General features: G+C 74.1%; 19 protein-coding genes. 7 read left to right on the forward strand and 12 right to left on the reverse strand.

Annotated features, from left to right (window positions below; translation table 11 throughout):
- Positions 1-156: 156 nt before the first annotated feature.
- Entirely contained in the window at positions 157-909 is a 753-nt protein-coding gene (locus tag FRAAL_RS30930; RefSeq protein WP_011602799.1) for a helix-turn-helix domain-containing protein, read from the reverse strand.
- A gap of 58 nt (positions 910-967) precedes the next feature.
- Here FRAAL_RS30930 and FRAAL_RS06960 point away from each other — a divergent pair, with 58 nt between their 5' ends.
- Both FRAAL_RS06960 and FRAAL_RS06965 read left to right on the forward strand, forming a co-directional pair.
- On the forward strand, positions 968-1,915 hold the full coding sequence (locus FRAAL_RS06960) for an LLM class F420-dependent oxidoreductase (RefSeq protein WP_050997033.1): 948 nt from the start codon (positions 968-970) through the stop codon (positions 1,913-1,915).
- Between the two features lie 140 nt (positions 1,916-2,055).
- Entirely contained in the window at positions 2,056-2,922 is an 867-nt protein-coding gene (locus FRAAL_RS06965; protein ID WP_011602801.1) for an ABC transporter permease, read from the forward strand.
- A gap of 94 nt (positions 2,923-3,016) precedes the next feature.
- Here the strand turns inward: FRAAL_RS06965 and FRAAL_RS06970 are convergent, their stop codons facing one another.
- The gene (locus tag FRAAL_RS06970) at positions 3,017-3,457 is read right to left on the reverse strand and encodes a nitroreductase family deazaflavin-dependent oxidoreductase (protein ID WP_011602802.1); all 441 of its coding nucleotides are present in this window, start codon (positions 3,455-3,457) and stop codon (positions 3,017-3,019) included.
- Between the two features lie 66 nt (positions 3,458-3,523).
- Between FRAAL_RS06970 and FRAAL_RS06975 the strand changes: the two genes are divergently transcribed.
- Positions 3,524-4,591, forward strand: coding sequence for a winged helix DNA-binding domain-containing protein (locus tag FRAAL_RS06975; RefSeq protein ID WP_011602803.1), 1,068 nt, complete (start codon positions 3,524-3,526; stop codon positions 4,589-4,591).
- Between the two features lie 29 nt (positions 4,592-4,620).
- Here FRAAL_RS06975 and FRAAL_RS06980 read toward each other — a convergent pair whose 3' ends face one another.
- The 6 genes from FRAAL_RS06980 to FRAAL_RS34655 form a co-directional block, all read right to left on the reverse strand.
- On the reverse strand, positions 4,621-4,938 hold the full coding sequence (locus FRAAL_RS06980; RefSeq protein ID WP_011602804.1) for a TFIIB-type zinc ribbon-containing protein: 318 nt from the start codon (positions 4,936-4,938) through the stop codon (positions 4,621-4,623).
- 67 nt (positions 4,939-5,005) lie between these two features.
- Positions 5,006-6,328 (reverse strand): phosphotransferase family protein, encoded by a 1,323-nt coding sequence (locus FRAAL_RS33955; protein ID WP_083866726.1) that lies wholly within the window; start codon positions 6,326-6,328, stop codon positions 5,006-5,008.
- 7 nt (positions 6,329-6,335) lie between these two features.
- Complete coding sequence (locus tag FRAAL_RS06990) at positions 6,336-7,184, reverse strand: class I SAM-dependent methyltransferase (protein ID WP_011602806.1); 849 nt, start codon at positions 7,182-7,184, stop codon at positions 6,336-6,338.
- Positions 7,185-7,535: 351 nt separating this feature from the next.
- Positions 7,536-8,054 carry a DUF5666 domain-containing protein gene (locus FRAAL_RS06995; RefSeq protein ID WP_041938953.1) on the reverse strand — a complete coding sequence of 173 codons (519 nt, stop codon included), beginning with the start codon at positions 8,052-8,054 and terminating at the stop codon, positions 7,536-7,538.
- Between the two features lie 223 nt (positions 8,055-8,277).
- Positions 8,278-8,667: a PPOX class F420-dependent oxidoreductase gene (locus tag FRAAL_RS07000; protein WP_011602808.1), complete on the reverse strand. Its 390-nt coding sequence runs from the start codon at positions 8,665-8,667 to the stop codon at positions 8,278-8,280.
- Between the two features lie 570 nt (positions 8,668-9,237).
- A complete protein-coding gene (locus FRAAL_RS34655; protein WP_011602809.1) occupies positions 9,238-10,074 on the reverse strand; it encodes a phosphatase domain-containing protein in 837 nt (278 codons plus the stop codon).
- Between the two features lie 96 nt (positions 10,075-10,170).
- Between FRAAL_RS34655 and FRAAL_RS07010 the strand changes: the two genes are divergently transcribed.
- Positions 10,171-10,632, forward strand: a complete 462-nt coding sequence (locus tag FRAAL_RS07010; protein WP_011602810.1) for a MarR family winged helix-turn-helix transcriptional regulator — start codon at positions 10,171-10,173, stop codon at positions 10,630-10,632.
- A 188-nt stretch (positions 10,633-10,820) separates the two neighbouring features.
- On the opposite strand, the gene FRAAL_RS07015 is transcribed toward FRAAL_RS07010, so the two are convergent.
- The gene (locus FRAAL_RS07015) at positions 10,821-12,299 is read right to left on the reverse strand and encodes an NAD(P)/FAD-dependent oxidoreductase (protein WP_011602811.1); all 1,479 of its coding nucleotides are present in this window, start codon (positions 12,297-12,299) and stop codon (positions 10,821-10,823) included.
- A 264-nt stretch (positions 12,300-12,563) separates the two neighbouring features.
- Here FRAAL_RS07015 and FRAAL_RS07020 point away from each other — a divergent pair, with 264 nt between their 5' ends.
- Together FRAAL_RS07020 and FRAAL_RS07025 are read left to right on the forward strand one after the other, a co-directional pair.
- Positions 12,564-13,178: a pentapeptide repeat-containing protein gene (locus FRAAL_RS07020; RefSeq protein WP_011602813.1), complete on the forward strand. Its 615-nt coding sequence runs from the start codon at positions 12,564-12,566 to the stop codon at positions 13,176-13,178.
- A 98-nt stretch (positions 13,179-13,276) separates the two neighbouring features.
- Positions 13,277-14,434 carry a sulfite exporter TauE/SafE family protein gene (locus FRAAL_RS07025; RefSeq protein WP_011602814.1) on the forward strand — a complete coding sequence of 386 codons (1,158 nt, stop codon included), beginning with the start codon at positions 13,277-13,279 and terminating at the stop codon, positions 14,432-14,434.
- Here the strand turns inward: FRAAL_RS07025 and FRAAL_RS31430 are convergent.
- The 3 genes from FRAAL_RS31430 to FRAAL_RS07035 form a co-directional block, all read right to left on the reverse strand.
- Complete coding sequence (locus FRAAL_RS31430; protein ID WP_011602815.1) at positions 14,339-15,382, reverse strand: NAD-dependent epimerase/dehydratase family protein; 1,044 nt, start codon at positions 15,380-15,382, stop codon at positions 14,339-14,341. The two genes, FRAAL_RS07025 and FRAAL_RS31430, sit on opposite strands and share 96 nt — an antisense overlap.
- 78 nt (positions 15,383-15,460) lie before the next feature.
- The gene (locus FRAAL_RS07030) at positions 15,461-16,600 is read right to left on the reverse strand and encodes a sensor histidine kinase (RefSeq protein WP_041938954.1); all 1,140 of its coding nucleotides are present in this window, start codon (positions 16,598-16,600) and stop codon (positions 15,461-15,463) included.
- 31 nt (positions 16,601-16,631) lie between these two features.
- Positions 16,632-17,366 (reverse strand): response regulator, encoded by a 735-nt coding sequence (locus FRAAL_RS07035; protein ID WP_011602817.1) that lies wholly within the window; start codon positions 17,364-17,366, stop codon positions 16,632-16,634.
- Positions 17,367-17,609: 243 nt separating this feature from the next.
- On the opposite strand from FRAAL_RS07035, the gene FRAAL_RS07040 reads away from it, so the two are divergent.
- On the forward strand, positions 17,610-18,311 hold the full coding sequence (locus tag FRAAL_RS07040; RefSeq protein ID WP_041938955.1) for a glycosyltransferase family 2 protein: 702 nt from the start codon (positions 17,610-17,612) through the stop codon (positions 18,309-18,311).
- Positions 18,312-18,319 lie beyond the last annotated feature (8 nt).

Below are 18,319 nucleotides of genomic sequence, written 5' to 3' on the forward strand. Positions count from 1 at the left end.
CGATCGCGGCTCTGCTGTCGCGGCCGGGAAATACCGCCATCCAGCTCGCGCTGTTCCGGGACATCGTCCGCCGTTTCCTGAGCCGGGTGAACGGTGGCCACGGGGTTCCGTGATCGTGCCTTCTGTCCGGTGAGAGGTGAAATCCGGGGAAGCGGCTCAACCCGGCGGACGGGGATGATCAAGGACGTAGCAGCGGATGGCGGCGATGAACCCGTCCCGTACATCGGTGACGAGCGCGGCCGGCAGGGCAGGCCAGGCCGACCCGTCCGGGACACGGCCCAGCAGCGTGCATTCGGTGACGACGGACCCCTCTCCGGCGACATGCAGCCGAGCGTCGCCGGCGATCACCCGCAACCCCGCCTCGCGCAGATCCCGCAGCCGGTCGGCGATCTCGTCGCGTCCGCGCAGCAGACGCGGGAGCGGGCCGGCCGGATCGGCGAGGGGGAATTCCACGACCGCGTCCCGGGCGAACAGTGCCGCGAGCTCGACCCAGCGACCGCCGCCGGCTCCGGCCAGTATCCGTTCGACCGCTTCCTGACCGGTCATGGTGGTGCCCTGAGTGCCCTGGGTGCCCTGGGTGCCCTGGGTGCCCTGGGTGGCGTGGGTGCTGGCGCCCTGGTTGGTGAGGGCGTCGAGCAGGCCGGGGAAGCGGGCGTCGACGTCGGCGGCGCGCAGCCGCATGCGCCGCTGCCGGCCCTCGACGGTCGTCGAGGTCAGGCCGGCCTCGCGCAGGACCCGCCAGTGGTTCGACAGCGTCGACTTCGGGATGTCCAGGCCCGCCGGGGCGCAGGTGACGTCGGACTGGGTGCGCAGGCGTCGGACGATCTCCAGCCGGACCGGGTCGCCGAGCGCGTGCAGGATCACCGCGAGGTCGAGATCCGCGGTGGCCGGGTGGGGCAGGCGTCGCACGGCGCCAGCATACGACGGACAGTTTGATAGTTCGGAAATATCGAACTATCTTTCCGGCATGATCCCCATCGGTCTCGTTCTCGAACCGCCCGCTCCCGACGTTCCCAACGCCGTCGACGACCTCGTCGCGCGGGCCCGGTGGGCGGCCGGCACCGGCCTGGCGTCGCTGTGGCTGGGGCAGGGGTACGGTCTCGACGCGCTGACCGCGCTCGCCCTGCTCGGCCGGGAGATCCCCGAGACCGCGCTGGGCACCGCGGTGACGATCATCCCTGGACGGCATCCGATCGCATTGTCCAGCCAGGCTCGGACGACGCAGGCGGCGACCGGCGGGCGGCTACGGCTCGGCCTCGGCAGCGGGCACCGCGCGTCCGTGGAACAACGTTACGGGCTGCCGTTCGACCGCCCGGCGCTGCGGCTGCGGGAGTACCTGGCGGCGCTGCTCCCGCTGCTGCGCGAGGGCGCCGCCGACGTCCGCGGCGAGACCGTCACCGCGGTCACCGGCGGCGTGGACGCGCGGGTGGCCGGGGCCGCGCCGCCGCCGGTCCTGGTCGCCGCGCTCGGCCCCGCCATGCTGCGCGTCGCCGGCGAGGTGGCGGACGGCACGGTGACCTGGCTGGCGGGGGCGCGGACCGTCGGCGAGTACATCGTCCCGGCGATCACCGACGCCGCCGCGGGCCGGGCCGCTCCCGAGGTCGCCGTGGGCCTGCCCGTCTGTGTCACCGACCATCCGGACGAGGTGCGCGAGCGTGCGGCCGGGGCGCTGGCGCTGTTCGACTCCATCCCCTCCTACCGGGCGGTACTGGACCGGGAGGGGGTCGTCACCGCGGCGGAGGTGGCGATCATCGGCGACGAACGGCAGGTCGAGCGGGAACTCGGCCGGCTCGCCGCCGCTGGAGCGACCCACCTCCTGGCCAACCTGCAGATCGCCGGTGCAGCGGAGCGGGCCCGCACGGTCGAGCTGCTCGGCGCGCTCTCGCAACCCAGGGCCGCGAACCCGCACCGGTAGCGGCCGGGTGCGAGGGCGCGGGAAGCGCAGGCGGCCCCGCCCCGGTTCGGCTGGATGCGCGGAAGCGGGTCGGCCGGTGCGGTAGCGTCGGCGTCCCGTTTGGGCAGGGGGCGACGGCCGAGGACCGGAATCGGGGCGGCGTGGATGTCGGAGCGAACCTGCGGCTCGTCGTGGGCCTCGCGTTGCTGCTCGCCGCGGCGGTCGCCTGCCTGACCTGGGCGCGGGTGCCGCGGCGCCGGGACGTGCTGACCGCGTCGGCCCGCGCGGTGGCCCAGCTCGCGCTCATCGGCCTCGCGTTGCGGGGGGTGTTCGCCGCGCCGGCGGCCGCGGCCGCCGTGCTCGCCGTCATGCTGGCGGCGGCGGTGGGGACCGCGTCGCGCCGGCTGGTCGGCTTCCCGGCGATCGTCCGCCGGGTCGGCGTGTCCTGCCTGCTGGGCGCGACGGTCGCCCTGGGACTGGTCTTCGCCGCCGGGGCGGTGGAGGCGACCGTGCGCAACCTCGTCGCCCTCGCCGGCAGCGTGGTCGGCGGGACGATGACGGCCTGCACGCTGACCGGGCGCCGGCTCGCCGACGGGTTGCGCCGCCGCCGTGACGAGGTGGAGGCGTGGCTGGCGCTCGGCGCGACGCCGCGGCGGGCCGTCGCCGACATCGCCCGCGAGAGCGTCGCCGAGGCACTCGTCCCGCCGCTCGACCAGACCCGCACCGTCGGGCTCGTCTCGCTGCCCGGGACGTTCGTCGGCGCGCTGCTCGGCGGCGCCTCCCCGGCCGCCGCCGCCCGCTTCCAGGTGATCATCCTGGTGGCCATGCTGACCGCGCAGAGCATCGCGGCGGTGTCGTTGTCCTACCTGCTCGGCGCGCCGACGCAGCTTCCGCCGACGGCGCCGGAACCGACCCCGCGGCGCTCGACTGGCAGGCCGAGCAGGCTGGGCGGGCTGGGGCGGAGGGGCACGCGCCTGTCCCGTCGATTCCGCCGGCCGGACGCGCCTCGACGAGGACGGCTGCCGTGACGGGCAGATGGCCTGACGGACGGATGGCCTGACGGACGGCTGGCCTGACGGACGGCTACCGTGGCCCGCGGGCGCGCCGGCCGGCGGGCGCGGGTCAGTCCGCGGTGGGCTCCAGCACGAAGACCGGGATCTCGCGCTCGGTCTTGCGCTGGTACTCGGCGTAGTTCGGGAAGGCGGCGACGGCGCGCTCCCACCACTGCGCCTTCTCGTCACCCGTGACCTCGCGGGCGACGTAGTCGCGCCGGACCGGGCCGTCCTGGAGCTCGACGTGCGGGTCGCTGAGGATGTTGAAGTACCAGACGGGGTGCTTGGGCGCGCCGCCGAGGGAGGCGACCGCCGCATAGGCGCCCTCGTGCTCGACCCGCATCAGCGGCGTCTTGCGGATCTTGCCGGACTTCGCGCCGCGGGTGGTCAGGACGATGACGGGCAGGCCCTGCAAGGAGGTGCCCCGGGTACCGCCGGAGCTCTCGATCTCCTCGACCTGGTCACGGACCCACTGCGCGGGACTTGGCTCGTACTCTCCGGTGAGTGGCATGCGTACCAGTCAACACCACCGGGTACTGACCGGCCGGGCGGACAGGCCGGCTGGCAGGCTGGACGGATGACCGGCGCACACACCACGGACGGCGGCGAGCTCGCCGCGGCCCGGCTGGCTGCTCAGGGGTTGGCGGGGACGCCGGCGCGGGACCCCGTCGACGTCGTCGGACGCCTGCTCGCCGTCCAGGCTCAGGATCCCCGCGGCCTGCGGCTGGCGATCCGGTCCCGGACCCGTGGGTTACACGCCGCCGACGTCCACCGGGCCCTGACCGACGACCGGTCGCTCGTCGTGACCTGGCTCAACCGCGGCACCCTGCACCTCGTCCGGGCCGAGGACTACTGGTGGCTGCGGGAGCTGACCGCGCCGACCATGGCCGCGCAGATCCGTCGCCGGCTGGCGCAGGAGGGCGTCTCGTCGGACGCCGCGGAGCGGGGCGTGTCCCGGATCGAACGCGCGCTGACCGACGACGGCCCCCTGTCACGCGACGAGCTTCGGAAACGGGTCGAGGCGGCCGGGGTTCCGACGGCCGGGCAGGCCATGATCTACCTGCTCATCGTCGCGGCGACGCGGGGCCTCGTGGTGCGCGGCCCCGTCGTCGGCACCGAGCAGAACTACGTGCTGGTCCGCGACTGGCTCGGCGCGCCGCCGCGGGAGTTCGACCGGGACGCCGCCCTCGCCGAGCTGGCCCGCCGCTACCTCGCCGGGCACGGCCCGGCCGACGATCGCGACCTGTCCCGCTGGGCGGGCCTGCCGCTGCGGGACGCCCGCCGCGGTCTCGCCGCCGTGGCCGACCTGGTGACGCGTGCGGACGGCCGGCTCGACCTGCCCCGAGGCGACGGGCCGGCGCCGGGCCTGCCGGCGCCACGCCTGCTCGGCCCGTTCGACCCGGTGCTGCACGGCTGGGACCGGCGGGACTGGTTGGGCGCGGCCGGGCGGGCCGTCACCGTCAACGGCATCTTCCGCCCGGTGATCCTCGTCGACGGTCGGGCGGCGGGAACCTGGTCGATGCCCGCCAGTCGCGTCGAGCTCGCGCCGTTCACCGACCCGCCGGACTGGGGGCCGGCGGTGGCGGAGGCGCTGCGCGCGGAGGCCGCGGACGTCCGGCGCTTCCTGGCGTCCCGCCCCGACTGAGCCCGGCGGGGCGGAGCTGGGGAGGACGCTCAGGAGGAGAACAGCATCCGGGCGAAGCCGCCGTGCTTGTGGTGGCCGTGACCGTGGCCGCCATGGCCGCCGTGACCCCACGCCGGCTGGGCGTATCCGGGCTGGGCGAAGTGGCCGGGCTGCGCGTACGGTGCCGGCGCGGGCGGCGGGGGCGGCGCGGGCTGGGACCACTGCGCCTCGAGCCGGGTGAGCGCCTCCAGCTCGCCGTAGTCCAGGAAGATGCCGCGGCAGCCGTCGCACTGCTCGATCTGGATGCCATTGCGGTTGTAGGTCCGCATCATCGCGTGGCACTTGGGACACTGCAGCGTGTAACTCACGGGCGCAACCTGCCGTTCGATGCGGGAGACATCCGACGTCGCCGGTAGCGTACCGACCGCCGCCAGATCATCCGCCGCACAGTCGGGATCGCGACGCGTCGCCAGCCGTCCCCGCGATGCGCGCGCAGGCGTCGACGAAGGCCAGTCCGACCTCGTCCAGCTCGGTCTCCCAGGCGGCGTCGGGGCGGTCGGCGGCACGGGCGTCCACACCGCGGTGGCGGTCGTCGCGGTGGCGGTCGTTGAGGTGGGCGGCGTTGAGGTGGGCGGCGACGGCGGTGGCGGCGTACTCGACCGTGAGGGCACGCGCGGGCAGGTCGAGCGCCGCCCAGGGATCGCCCCGGTCCGTCACCGCCGGGCCGCCGCACGCCGCGTAGGCGTCGAGAAAGCGCGCCCAGATCTCCACCGGCAGCAGGCCGGTCGCGAACCAGGCCGCGGGCCGGGCCAGGTCCCAGGCCGGATCCCCGAGACCGAGGTCGTCCACGTCGATGATCCGCCAGCCGGCCGCGGGCAGGGCGACAAGCTGCCCGAAGTGCCAGTCACCGTGGATCACCGTGGTGGGCCGCCCGGCCCGGATCGCGGCCGGCGGCGACGGCAGCGGGGACAGCGGCGTTGCTGAGGTGAGCGCGGGCGATGCGGTCGGCGCGGGCCGTGCGGTGGGCGGTGTGGTGGACGGGAGCGGTGCGGCGTGCGGGAGCGGTGCGGCGTGCGGGAGCGGTGCGGCGTGCGGGGGCGGCGCGGTCGACGGGGGCGGCGGTGGTGAGGGTTCTGTCAGCGTGGTCCAGGCGGCGAGGACGGGATCGACCAGCGGGTGACCGGCGTGGCCGCGCAACCGGTTCACCCGGTCGGTGAGCCGGCGCAGCACGGTGGCCGGCGGCAGCTCGGTCAGGTCCGCCGGGCTCACCGGGACGCGGTGCAGCCGGGCCAGCAGCGCCGCGGACTGCTCCCAGGGGGCGTCGTCGGCGTCTTCCGTCCCCAGATTCGCCCCGGCTGGCCAGGCGCTGACCTGGTGCGCGCCGACTCGGACCGCGTATGTCCCCGGCACGGCCGCCAGCTCCAGCGGGGTCAGCAGCACGGGGCGCAGGGCGGGCCGGGCGGCGAAGCGCAGCCGGGCAGCGAGATGCTCTGGATCGACGGTGTCGGCGTGTGCCTTGAGAATCACCTCGCCGCAGCGCACGATCAGCCGGTCGTCGCGCCGCGACACCACGGCGGGCGGGCCGCCGGCCTGGTCCGGGCGCAGCCGGCCGGCGAGCCGCGCCATGCCCGCGAGCAGCGCGGCCTCGGCGACGTCCGGCCCGGTCTGCGCAGGCCCAGCCACGTCCGGCCCGGCCTGCGCTGGACCGGTTTCCGCCGCGTCGGGCACGCCTGGGTGGGTCGCCTGCGGGTCGGTCACCGCGGGCTCAGCGGGCGGGTTTGCGCAGGCGCCAGATGCACTCGGACGGCCAGCGCCGGGCCCACGCCTCGTCCCCCCGCTCGGGCTGCTCGGGCTGCGTGGCCCGCTCCCGGGTCGACCCGCCCGCGGCCTCCACGTCGTACACCTGCTGCCCGCCGCGGTCGTCGTGGGCCGGCGCCGGCGGGCGCGGCTCCAGCAGGTCCTCGATGACGAGGCCGCAGTCCCGGAACAGCCTGATCCACGCGCCGTAGGGCAGGTTCGCGCTGACCAGGCCGTCCGCCTCGGGTAGCAGGCGCAGCGCGAAGTAGTCCCGGGTGAGGCGGGTGCCGGGGGTGTCCCGGCCCGGCCGCACGGTGATCTCGTAGATCGGGCTGACGTGGCTGAAGGCCAGCAGGCCACCCGGGCGCAGCACCCGGGCCGCCTCTGGCATCGCCCGCAGCGGGTCGGCGAAGCAGAACGCGCCGTGATCGGCGAAGACGATGTCGAACGACTCGTCGGCGAAGGGCACCGACTCCGCGCTCGCCTGCACCAGCGGGAAGGTCAGCCCGGTGTCCGCGGCGAGCTTGCGGCTGTGCAGGAGTTGCCGCTCCGACAGATCGAGCCCGACCGCGCGGGCGCCCCGGCGGACCAGCGCCGTCGACCACTGCCCCCCGCCGCACCCCATCTCCAGCACGTCCCGCCCGGCGACCTCGCCCAGCACGCCCAGGCTGGACTCCGGGATCGCCCACAACCCCCAGGAGATGTCGCCGGTGAACGCCTGCCGGCGGATCTGCGGGGCGTTCAGACGCTGGTAGTCGTCGGAGATCTCGTTCCACCGAGCCCGGTTGGTGCGTACGTGGGCGTCGCCGTCGATCATCCTGGCCTCGTCCTTCTCCCGGCGGACGCGGCTCGGCGTTCCACCCGCGCCGCCGCAGGGCGGGCTCGGGTCAGGACGGGGCGGACCGGGATGCCGGGTCGCCGGGCGGGGATCATCCCGATCGGCGGCTGTCGTGATGGATCAGATCGCTCGATCGGCCATCGTATGAGACCGGGACGAACGGGTACGTCCGGCGTCCGTTCGTATCGGGTGCTCGACGGCGTGGTGCAGACACCGACCGCCACGCTTGAGTCCCGTTCCCAGTGGGGAGGCATCTGTTGGTAAGGCGGGAACCCCCTGTCGCGAGATGCGGGAATCCTCGGCCTTCAGGCCGAGGAGGACGTCGAGAGTTCAGTCCTTGGGGTCGGCGACGGCCGTCGCGGTGCGCGTGTTGCCGGCGACCGTGGCGCGGACGGTGACGGTCGCGCCCGGGTGGATGTCGGTGGCCTTCGCGGGCTTCCCGTCGGCGCGGAACCTCGTGTCGCCGTCGATGACGTACGTGGCCGCGTAGCCGTCCTCGCTGGTCAGGCTGATGGCGGTCGCGCTGATTGCGGTCACCTTCCCCCGCTGCCCCGCGACGACCTGGAAGCCCTTGGCCGTCTTGATGGTCGCCTCGCCGTGCAGGCCGTGCTCGGCCAGCCGGTACTCGCGCCGCAGCCGGCGTGCCTCGGCCGGCTTCGGGTGGTCCTCGGTGGTCGGTGATGCCGCCGCGGTGGTCGGAGCCGCCGCGGCGGTCTGCGCTGCCGATGCCGGTGCCGGCGCGGCGGATGCGGCCGTGCCGCTGAACCCGAGGCCGACCCCCAGCCCGAGCCCGAGCAGCCCCGCCGCCGCCACGGCCGCACCCCGTCGTCCCGTCAGGAACCTGCCCATCTCTGCCGTCCTCTCCCGATGGCGCCCGCACGCCGTACCTGGACCGGGCGACCCGCGCTCGGTCGCCCGACCGATCGGCGTCGCGCGCCGCTGCGGCGCGCTGGCAGACCCACAATGCGACAGCAGCATGTGAGCGGGATGCGAACGCGGTCGGGAACGGATCTCAGCCGGCGGGCACCGGTGTCGGGAGGTCGGACCGGCGCCGGCTCTTCCGGCGGACGGGTTACTGGAAGCTGACCGCGGTCGGCCGGACCGCGTAGGCCACCCTGTGCGGCGCATCCGCGGGCGGCCCGTCGAGCTTCATCGCATAGCGGTCGGCGAGCCGCATGAAGAACTCGGCGAGCGGATCGGGGTCGATCCGCTCGACGACGCCGCGGATCTCCAGGTACCGGTAGGGCGCCTCCGGATCGTTGACGGACACCGCCACCTGCGGCGTCGCCGTGACGTTGCGGTACTTCTGCCGTGTCGTGGTGTTCGTGAACCACAGGAACGTGCCGTCCCAGAGCATCCACATCGGGTTCACCTGGGGGGTACCGTCCGGCCGGATCGTCGCGAGGTGCCCGAACAGCGGCCGCTCCAGCAGATCACGATGACTCTCGGGAATGACTGTCATATCCCGACGATATATCAGTACCTTGATGGTGGGCCCTGCCGACCCGGCGGCCTGGACCGCACGGGGAAGTGAGACCGAACGCGCGAGGTCGGGGAAAGCGCCTCCTTGCACCCTCGAGGATCAATGCCCTGACCTGGGCAGTTGCATCACTGCCGGACCGCTGCAACGATCATGTCGCACGCCCCGCAGGTATCCTCTCCGACCTGCGGCTTTACCATGGGGTTCGTGATCATCCCTGGAGGGATCGCAACGCGATCAGGTCTATGAGCTGTCCACGGAGGTCGGTTCGTGATCATCCCTGGAGGGATCGCAACCCGACCGTCGGCCCGCTCACAGCGCACCATCCGGTTCGTGATCATTCCTGGAGGGATCGCAACCCGCCTGTCGTGTCTGCGGGCGTCGGCAGGTCAGGCCGCGTAGTGGTCGTGGGGGCGGGGGCATCGCGAGGTCGGGCTCGCTTTCGATGGCGCAGCGCGGTTCCGCGGAACACCTTGATCGCCGGGCGAGCCGGTTCGGGCTGAGCTGGAGGGGGTGCGATGCGCCGAGGCGGGGGGCGATCGGCTGGAACTGTCAGAGGGTGGGGAAGCGCTCGATCCAGCGGCGTTGCCAGGGGGTCTCGACAGCCCGCGGGTGATGGTGCGCCCGGGTCCAGGTGACGGCGTCCGCGGGGGAGAGGCCGGCCAGCACGGCGAGGCAGGCGAGCACGGTTCCGGTGCGGCCGACGCCGCCGCCGCAGGCGAGCTCGATGCGGTCGGACGTCTGCGTGTGCGCGTGCAGCGCGCGGATGCGGGCGGCGGCCGTCGCGGGATTGCGCGGGAGGAGAAAGTCCGGCCAGTCGATCCACTCGTGCGGCCAGGTCAGCTGACCGTCATGCCGCCGCCGCAGCCGGGCGCCGCCCAGGTAGAGGCCGCGCTCGGGGTGAGGGCCGGGCGGCGGGGGGTGACGCAGCCCGCGCGGTCGGATCCAGCCTCCGTCCGGCAGCCGGATCGCCCCGGGTAGCGTGCTCGCCGCGGACGGGTCGCGAGCCGTGGACGGGTCGCTCGCCCCGAGCGGGTCGCTCGCCCCGGCCAGTTCGATGGTGGCGGGCCGTTCGAGGGCGGCGGAAGGCGCGGCGCTGTCCTCGGCGGGGCGGGCGGCGGGGTCGCCGGATCGGATCGGTCCGGACGACGCGCGTGCGGCCGAGGCCGGTGCGGGGGACTGCGGGCCGCCGTCCGTCGGATGGGCCGGCGGAACATCGGCACTGGCGGGGGGTGCGCCGGCTCCCTCGGAGGTGGGGGCCGGGGATTCGGGTCGCCGGATGGTGGCCGGCCCGACGGTGCCCGGCGACGCATCCGCGCCGACCGAGGCGCTGGGGATGCGGGGGATGGCGGGGATGGCGGGGATGCTGCCTGGCTCGGTGGCGGTCATGGGTCCTCCGATCCGCGGTAGCCTCGGATCAGTATGGCCGTCCCGGCCATCCGTGGGTCGCCCACCCCAGCGAGTCGAGCGGGCGCAGTGAGGGCCGTGGCCGCCAGATCCCGCCCGGTCGACGCGAGGGCCGAGCGGCTCGGCCTGGCGATCAAGCGGGCCGAGCAGGTGCTGATCGCGGAGAAGGCCAGGGTGCTGCGGCCATTGGGCCTCACCGTCGCGCAGTACGTGGCGATGGCCGCGATTGCCGAGACTCCGGGCATCTCGGGTGCGCGGGTCGCCCGGCAGAGCAACGTCACGCCGCAGACGATGGCCGTGGTGCTGGCCGGTCTGGAGGCGAAGGGGCTGATCGAGCGGCAGCCGTCCGGCGACCACGCGCAGGTCCTCGTCACCCGCCTGACCCGGGCGGGCCAGGCGCTGTTCCGGCGCGCCGACGCCGCGGCACTCGAGGTCGAGGAGCGGCTCGCCGCCGCGTTCAGTGACGCCGAGCTTGCCACCCTGCGGGAGCTGCTCGCCCGGGCGACGGCGGCGATCCCCGCCCCGGCCGCGGCCAGCTGACGTCCCCACTCGCGGGAAGGCGGGTGTCATCCCGCCTCGCTGCATTGTCATCGCGCCTTGCGGCCGACTGTTGGCCCAGGTCACGGTACGGACGACGACCGCCCGGCGGGAGCTCGTCCGACCGGGCGGTCGTGTGGTGGTGCGTGCGGCTGCGGACTGCGCGGCCTGTGCCGTGCGACGCGAGTGGTCTAGACCCGGGTGGGTTCCCGGCTCTCGGTGCCCTGGGGCGGGACCTGGGTGCGGGCCGCGCCCGTCCAGGACGGTGCCTCGTCGGCCTTCGGCGGCAGCGACGGGGCGAAGTTCTCCCCGAGGCGTTCCAACGCCGCGCGGGCGAAGATCTGCTGCTGGGTGACCGTGCGCTCCGAGCGGCCCCGGCCGATGAAGCTGACCGTCCAGTGCAGCAGGGTGGTCAGGCGGTGCTTGAAGCCGATGATGTAGACGAGGTGCACGGCCAGCCAGACCAGCCAGGCGAAGAAGCCGCTGAACTGGATGTTGCCGATCTTGGCCACCGCGCTGAACCGCGAGATGGTGGCCATGCTGCCCTTGTCGTTGTACTTGAACGGGTGCCCGGTCTGCTTACCGGCGACCCAGGCCTTGATCTCCTTGGCCGCGTGCCGGCCGCCCTGGATCGCGACCTGGGCGACACCCGGCAGCCGGTTGAGGCTCATCATGTCGCCGATGACGTAGATCTCCGGGTGGCCCGGGAGGGTGAGGTCGGGGAGTACCTCGACGCGGCCGGCGCGGTCGATGCCGGCGCCGGTCTGCTCGGCGAGCTGCTTGCCGAGCGGGCTCGCGGCGACGCCGGCGGCCCAGACCTTGCAGACCGAGTCGATCCGGCGACGGGTGCCGTCGCTGTCCTCGACCTCGATGCCGGTGGCGTCGACGTCGATGACCTTGGCCCCGAGCTGCACCTCGACGCCGATCTTCTCCAGCTTGTCGGCGGCCTTCGCGCCGAGCCGCTCCCCGAAGGGGGGGAGCACGGCGGGCGCGGCGTCGAGCAGGATGACCCGGGCCTTGGTGGGGTCGATGCTGCGGAAGTCGCGGCGCAGCGTGCGGCGCGACAGCTCGGCGATCTGGCCGGCCATCTCCACGCCGGTGGGGCCGGCGCCGACGACGACGAAGGTCAGCAGCCGCTCGATGTCGGCCGGGTCGGTCGAGCCCTCGGCGAGCTCGAACATGCCGAAGATCCGGCCGCGCAGCTCGAGGGCGTCGTCGATGCTCTTCATGCCCGGGGCGTGCGTGGCGAACTGGTCGTTGCCGAAGTACGACTGCCCGGCGCCGGCAGCGACGACGAGGCTGTCGTAGGGGTGGACCGTCGTCCGGCCGAGCAGCTGCGACGTGACGGTCTTCGCGTTCACGTCGATCGTGGTCACGTCGCCCAGGACGACCTGGGCGTTCTCCTGGCGGCTGAGCACCTCGCGGGTGGTCGGGGCGATCTCGCCCTCCGACAGGATGCCGGTCGCCACCTGGTAGAGCAGCGGCTGGAACAGGTGATGGGTGGTCTTTGCGACGAGGGTGATCTCGACGGGCGCCTTGCGAAGAGCCTGCGCGGTGAACAGGCCCCCGAAGCCCGAGCCAATGATCACTACGCGGTGCGGGGAGCTCTGCCGCCCCTCGAGCCGTTCCGGTTCGTCGGCATGCCCTGTGCGGGCGCTGTCCGTGCTCACGATCCTTCTCCGCTCAACCTTTGACTCCCAGCGGTGCCCGTTGGCGCCGCGGAGACCTTATCCCCGATAGCACGTCGGTCTCCACCAACTATTTTCCGCCGTATACCGGCCGGTGGATCGTGTTCATCGTCACCTCCGAGTCGGAAACATCGACCACGGACTATGTGGCGTGGAACACACTCTCGGCGGCGGGCGGTAGGCTTAGCCCGGACCTTGATCGACGCGTGCGGCCGGTCCCACTACCGGTCGCTGGGGAGGTGCCGCGTGCCGGCTCGGAAATACGGCCCGACGGCGCCCGCGGTCGACCATACCGTCCGCAGCCTGGCCGAGGTCGGCGGGGATCTGTCTGGGCAGGAGCATGATCACGTCGCCTTCGTCGACCTCGACCTGACCGAGGTGCCGACCACGGGCGCGGTTCTGGACTCCTGCACCTTCCGCGGGGTCCGGTTCAACGCATCGGGTTATTCAGATACCGCTTTCATCAACTGCGTCTTCGTCCGGTGCTCCTTCTTCGACACGAGCTTCGACGCGTGCAAGTTCACCGGCAGCCTGTTCGACGGATGCACGCACGACCTCATGAAGGTCGGCGGCGGGGATTGGTCCTTTGTTGGTCTGTCGCGGGCAAAACTGAGTCGCGCGTCCTTCGTCGGGGTCCGGATGCGGGAGGCGGACCTGACGGGTGCGCGCTGCGATGGCGCCACACTGCGTGACAATGATCTTTCCGGTGCGCTGTGGGAGGGGGCCGACCTGTCCGGGGCAGACCTGCGCGGCAGCGACCTGTCCGCGCTGGATCCGCTGGCCGTCACGCTGCGGGGTGCCCGCATCGATCCCTGGCAGGCCATCGTCGTCGCGACCGCGCTCGGCCTCGCGGTGGACTGACCCCGGGGTCGTCCCGAGCGCCCCTGGCCGCGGGCCGCCGTCCCCTCGCGGGAATTGCTCACGATGCCTATCGTGCAGGTAGGGAAGGTGGGCGTCGTATGGATCTCGATCCCCTGATCACCCTCGCGGGGTTCGTCGTCGGCGCGGTCGTCGGGATGACCGGCATGGGCGGTGGCGCCCTGATGACGCCGGTGCTGGTGTTGGTGTTCGGCGTCCACCCGCTCGCCGCGGTGTCCAGCGACCTGGTCGCCTCGGCCGTGATGAAGCCGGTCGGCGCCACCGTCCACCTCCGTCGCGGCACGGTCCACCGGGGCCTGGTCGGCTGGCTGTGCCTGGGCTCGGTGCCGGCCGCCTTCAGCGGCGTGCTCGTCCTGCGGGCGCTGGGCGACTCCGACGCCGTCCAGGAACGGATCAAGGTCGCCATGGGGGCGCTGCTCGTCCTCGCGGCGGCGGGGATGCTGGCGAAGTCCCTGGTCGACCGCGGCCGGCCGCCGGCGCCCGCGGGCGAGGTCGTCATCCGGCCCCGCCCGCTGCCGACCGTCCTGATCGGCGCCATCGGCGGGCTGGTCGTCGGGCTGACCTCGGTGGGCTCCGGCTCGCTCATCGTCGTGCTGCTGCTCGGCCTCTACCCGCGCATCCGGTCCTCCCAGCTCATCGGCAGCGACCTCACCCAGGCGGTCCCCCTGGTGGCCGCCGCGGCGCTGGGGCACCTGCTGTTCGGGGACTTCCAGCTCGGCCTGACCGGTTCGCTGCTGCTCGGCTCCCTGCCCGGGGTCTATCTGGGAGCGCGGATCTCCGCCGGAGCGGCGACGAGCCGGATCATCCGGCCCGCGCTCGTCGTCGTGATCTCGCTCAGCGGCCTGAAGCTGGTCGGCGTGCCGACGGTCTGGCTCGGCGGGATCCTGTTCGCGATGCTCGGCACGGCGATGGTCGTCCTGGCGCTGCGCCGCCATGCCCGGGCCGCCGCCGACGCCGATGTCGCCGCCGGCCCAGCCGATGGTCCCGTCGGGGTGGCCGTGGCCGCGGGGATCGGGCCCGGCGCGTGGCCGACCGGAGCGTCCCCGGTGAGGGCCGTCGCCCGAGATCGCTGGGAGATCACCGACGTGCGGGTGCTCGTCGCGTCCACGGCCGGGAGCCCGGCCGGGATGGCGGTGGGGATCTCAGCCGCGCAGCGGGTCGCGGGCGAACGCCGCCATCCCCGCGGCGAAACCTACCCGCGCCCGGTAGCCGAGCAGCTCGGCGGCGCCCACCGATGAGGCGACGATGTGCCGCACGTCGCCGATCCGGTAGCCGCCGGTCACGACGGGCGACGGGCCGCCGACGGCACGGGCCAGCGCGTCGGCCATGTCCCCGACGGTGCGCGGTGTCCCCGAGCCGATGTTCAGGGCCGTGAGGCGGCCGGGCCGGTCCGGGCGGCGTGCCGCCAGCAGGTTGGCGTGCGCAACGTCGTGGACGTGGACGAAGTCCCGCAGCTGGCCGCCGTCCTCGAACACCCGGGGTGCACGTCCGGCCGCCAGGGCGCTGCGGAAGATCGACGCGACCCCCGCGTACGGGGTGTCCCGGGGCATCCGCGGGCCGTAGACGTTGTGGTAGCGCAGGGCGATCACGGTGCCCCCGGTTGCGGCCGCCCAGGCGGCGGCCAGGTGCTCCTGGGCCACCTTGGTCGCCGCGTACACGTTGCGAGGATCGATCGGAGCGTCCTCGCGGACGGGGACGGACGCGAGCTGCCGGTGGCAGTGCGGGCAGGGCGGTTCGAATCGCCCGGCGTCCAGGTCGGCGCGCACCCGCGGGCCGGGGCGCACCGCTGCGTGCTCGGCGCAGCGGTAGCCGCCCTCGCCGTAGACGACCATGGAGCTGGCCAGCACGAGGCGCCCGATCCCGGCACGGGCCATCGCGGCGAGCAGCACGGCCGTTCCAAGATCGTTGTTTGCGGCGTACGCCGGCAGGTCGTCGAGGTCCACCCCCAGGCCCACCATCGCGGCCTCGTGGTACACCACGTCGATCCCGTCGAGCGCGGCCTCGACCTGGCCGCGGTCGGTGACATTGCCGACGACGAGTTCGGCGCCGCCGTTCACCGCGGGGGCGACCCGGTGCACCGCCGGCAGCAGGGCGTCGAGGATCCTGACCTCGTCGCCGGCCGCGACGGCCGCGTCCACGATGTGGGAGCCGATGAAGCCGGCGCCGCCGGTGACGAGAACCCGCATGGAGCCGACGCTATCCGCGCCGGCCGCCGCCGGATCTTACGATCCGCGGACGGCGCTGCATCCCGCCCGCTGCGGCGGTCAGGACGTCGGGAGGGCGACGACGAAGCGGCAACCCCCCGGCTGGTTGTGCACGCTGACGGCGCCGCCGTGCGCCTCGATGATCCCGCGCACGATCGCCAGGCCGATGCCCGAGCGCATCCGCGGCTGCCCGGGCCCGTCGTCGCCCTCCGGTGTTCGCGCGGGCTCCCCGCGGAAGCCCAGGTCGAACACCCGGGGGAGGTCCTGCGGCGGGATACCGCCGCAGCGGTCCGCCACGGCGAACAACGCGCGGTCCGCGGCCATGGTGGCGCTGACCTCCACCGTTCCGTCGTCCGGGGTGTGCCGGATGGCGTTGACCAGCAGGTTCGTCAAGGCCCGCCCAACCTCGACGGCGTCGGCGTCGACGCAGCCGGAGTCGTCGGCACTGCCACGCACGACGACCCCGCGCGCCCGCGCGATCGGATCGACGGCCGCGACCGCGTCCGACACCACGTCCGCGACGCGCACCTTTGCCAGGCTCAGCCGCAGCGCCCCGGCCTGCAGGCGGGCCAGCTCGAACAGGTCGTCGACCATCCCGGTGAGCCGCTCGGCCTCGGTGAGCACCCGGCGGTGGTAGCGGTCCGTGGTCTCGGGATCGGTGATCAGGCCGTCCTGGAACGCCTCGGCCATCGCCCGGATCCCCGCCAGCGGGGTCCGCAGGTCGTGGCTGATCCAGGCGACGAGCTCCCGGCGGCTCGCCTCCAGGGCCCGTTCGCGGGCGAGCGACTCGACCAGCCGGGTGTTCGTGGCGTCGAGCGTGGCGGCGAGCGTGGCGAGTTCCGTCGTCGGGACGCGCCCCGCGCCACGGTAGCCGGGATCGCCGAGGCTCGCCGCCGCCCGGGTGAGGGCACCGGTCCCGGCCACAACCGGACGCCCGACGCGCAGCGCGAAGGCGGAGGCGACCACCGCCGAGACCACGACGACGATCAGGACTACGCGCAGGTCGTGATCGGAGAGGAACATCATCCGTGCCGTCACGGCGACACCCACGACGACGGCGACGATCGGCCACACGCACAGCGCCGCGGCCATCGCCCACAGCGGCCGGCGGCGCAGCGTGAGCAGCAGCGGCACGCCGCTGACGGCCGCGGCCGTCGAGCAGCCCAGCGCGATCCCCGCGACCTCCAACTCGGCGATCATCGCATCCCCGCGATCCCTGGACCGCCGCCGTTCATCCCGCCTGCCGTGGGTCGCCCGGCGACGCCTCCGCTCCGGCCACCGCCGGCGGGGCGTCGTAGCGGTAGCCAACGCCCCACACGGTGACGAGCAGGCGGGGGGCGGTCGGATCGTCCTCGATCTTCTCCCGTAGCCGGCGGATGTGCACGGTCACCGTCGACGGGTCGCCGTAGCTCCAACCCCACACCTGTTCGAGCAGCTCGACCCGGGTGAAGGCGTGGCCGGGCCGGCGCAGCAGGAAGGCCAGCAGGTCGAACTCGCGGACGGTGAGCCCGAGTGGCACCTCGTGGCGGGTCGCGGTCCGCGCCGCCGGGTCGACGACCAGGGCGCCGGCCCGCAGGACGCCGGGCTCCGGGGCCGCGGCGGCTTCGGCCGCCCGCCGCAGCACCGACCGCACCCGCAGGGTCAGCTCCCGCGGGGAGAACGGTTTGGTCACGTAGTCGTCGGCGCCGACCTCCAGGCCGGTGATCCGGTCCGCCTCGTCGGCACGCGCGGTGAGCATGATGACCGGGACGGGTCGGCGGGCCGTCAGCCGGCGGAAGACTTCGAGGCCGTCGAGGCCGGGCAGCATCAGGTCGAGGACGACGAGGTCGGGCGGCCGGGCCTCGGCGGTGCGCAGGGCGCTCGGGCCGTCCGCGGCGCGGTCGACGTCGAAGCCGGCGTTGCGCAGGTAGCGGTCGACGACCTCGGCGACGAGGGCGTCGTCGTCGACGACGAGGACGCGGGCCATGCGGCCACGATAGGCAGCCCGGGCCGCCCTCGCCCCGCCTGGCGCGGATGTTCCCCGCTTCGTAATGTCCCGCGGACGGTGGGGATGGCCGGGTGTCCGCACGGGGGCCGACCAGTCGCCGTCGGCGGCGCTCCCGACCGCCTCCGTCGCACCGATGAGCCAGGTCAGCGGGCCGACGTTCGCCGAGGGCCGTCCTCGTTCCGTAATGATCGATCATGGTTGCCCGGCACTACAGTCCTGATCATGTTTACGGAAAGTGATGGTGGCCGGACGTCGGTGGACGTCGTCCTGCCCTGCCTGGACGAGGCCGGGGCGCTGCCCTGGGTACTCGACCGGATCCCGGCGGGCTACCGGGCGATCGTGGCCGACAACGGGTCGCGCGACGGATCCGCCGAGGTTGCCCGTGGCCGGGGCGCGACGGTCGTCGCCGTGCCCGAGCGCGGCTACGGGGCGGCCGTGCACGCCGGCCTGCTGGCCGCGGACGCCGACGTCGTCTGCGTGTGCGACGCCGACGCCTCGCTCGACCCGGCCCGGCTGCCCGACCTCGTCGCCCTGCTCGCCTCCGACCTGGTCGACCCGACCGCCGGCCGCGCCGATCTGGTCCTCGGCCGGCGCCGCCCGACCTCGCTGCGGGCCTGGCCGCCGCCCGCCCGGCTCGGCAACGCCGCCGTCGCCCGCCGCCTGCGCCGCCGCGGCGTGCCGGTGCGCGACCTGGGGCCGATGCGGGCCGCCCGACGCGCCGATCTGCTCGGCCTGTCGATCGCGGACCGTCGCTTCGGCTACCCGCTGGAGCTGCTGCTGCGCGCCACCCAGGCGGGCTGGCGCATCGCCGAGACGGACGTCGCCTACACCCCCCGGATCGGCCGGTCCAAGGTCACCGGGACGCCGCTCGGTGCCGCCCGCGCGGCCCGGGACATGTCGGCGCTGCTGGCGAGCATCCGGTGAGGCTGCTC

This window comes from Frankia alni ACN14a (assembly GCF_000058485.1).
In the GTDB taxonomy this organism is placed as follows: Bacteria; Actinomycetota; Actinomycetes; order Frankiales; family Frankiaceae; genus Frankia; species Frankia alni.

Bases quoted from the DNA above. Each gene is read 5' to 3' on its own strand.
- FRAAL_RS06960 (WP_050997033.1), top strand. From the start codon at position 968: ATGATCCCCATCGGTCTCGTTCTCGAACCGCCCGCTCCCGACGTTCCC.
- FRAAL_RS06970 (WP_011602802.1), bottom strand. From the start codon at position 3,457: ATGCCACTCACCGGAGAGTACGAGCCAAGTCCCGCGCAGTGGGTCCGT.
- FRAAL_RS06975 (WP_011602803.1), top strand. From the start codon at position 3,524: ATGACCGGCGCACACACCACGGACGGCGGCGAGCTCGCCGCGGCCCGG.
- FRAAL_RS06990 (WP_011602806.1), bottom strand. From the start codon at position 7,184: ATGATCGACGGCGACGCCCACGTACGCACCAACCGGGCTCGGTGGAAC.
- FRAAL_RS06995 (WP_041938953.1), bottom strand. From the start codon at position 8,054: ATGGGCAGGTTCCTGACGGGACGACGGGGTGCGGCCGTGGCGGCGGCG.
- FRAAL_RS07000 (WP_011602808.1), bottom strand. From the start codon at position 8,667: ATGACAGTCATTCCCGAGAGTCATCGTGATCTGCTGGAGCGGCCGCTG.
- FRAAL_RS34655 (WP_011602809.1), bottom strand. From the start codon at position 10,074: ATGACCGCCACCGAGCCAGGCAGCATCCCCGCCATCCCCGCCATCCCC.
- FRAAL_RS07025 (WP_011602814.1), top strand. From the start codon at position 13,277: ATGGATCTCGATCCCCTGATCACCCTCGCGGGGTTCGTCGTCGGCGCG.
- FRAAL_RS31430 (WP_011602815.1), bottom strand. From the start codon at position 15,382: ATGCGGGTTCTCGTCACCGGCGGCGCCGGCTTCATCGGCTCCCACATC.
- FRAAL_RS07030 (WP_041938954.1), bottom strand. From the start codon at position 16,600: ATGATCGCCGAGTTGGAGGTCGCGGGGATCGCGCTGGGCTGCTCGACG.
- FRAAL_RS07035 (WP_011602817.1), bottom strand. From the start codon at position 17,366: ATGGCCCGCGTCCTCGTCGTCGACGACGACGCCCTCGTCGCCGAGGTC.
- FRAAL_RS07040 (WP_041938955.1), top strand. From the start codon at position 17,610: ATGTTTACGGAAAGTGATGGTGGCCGGACGTCGGTGGACGTCGTCCTG.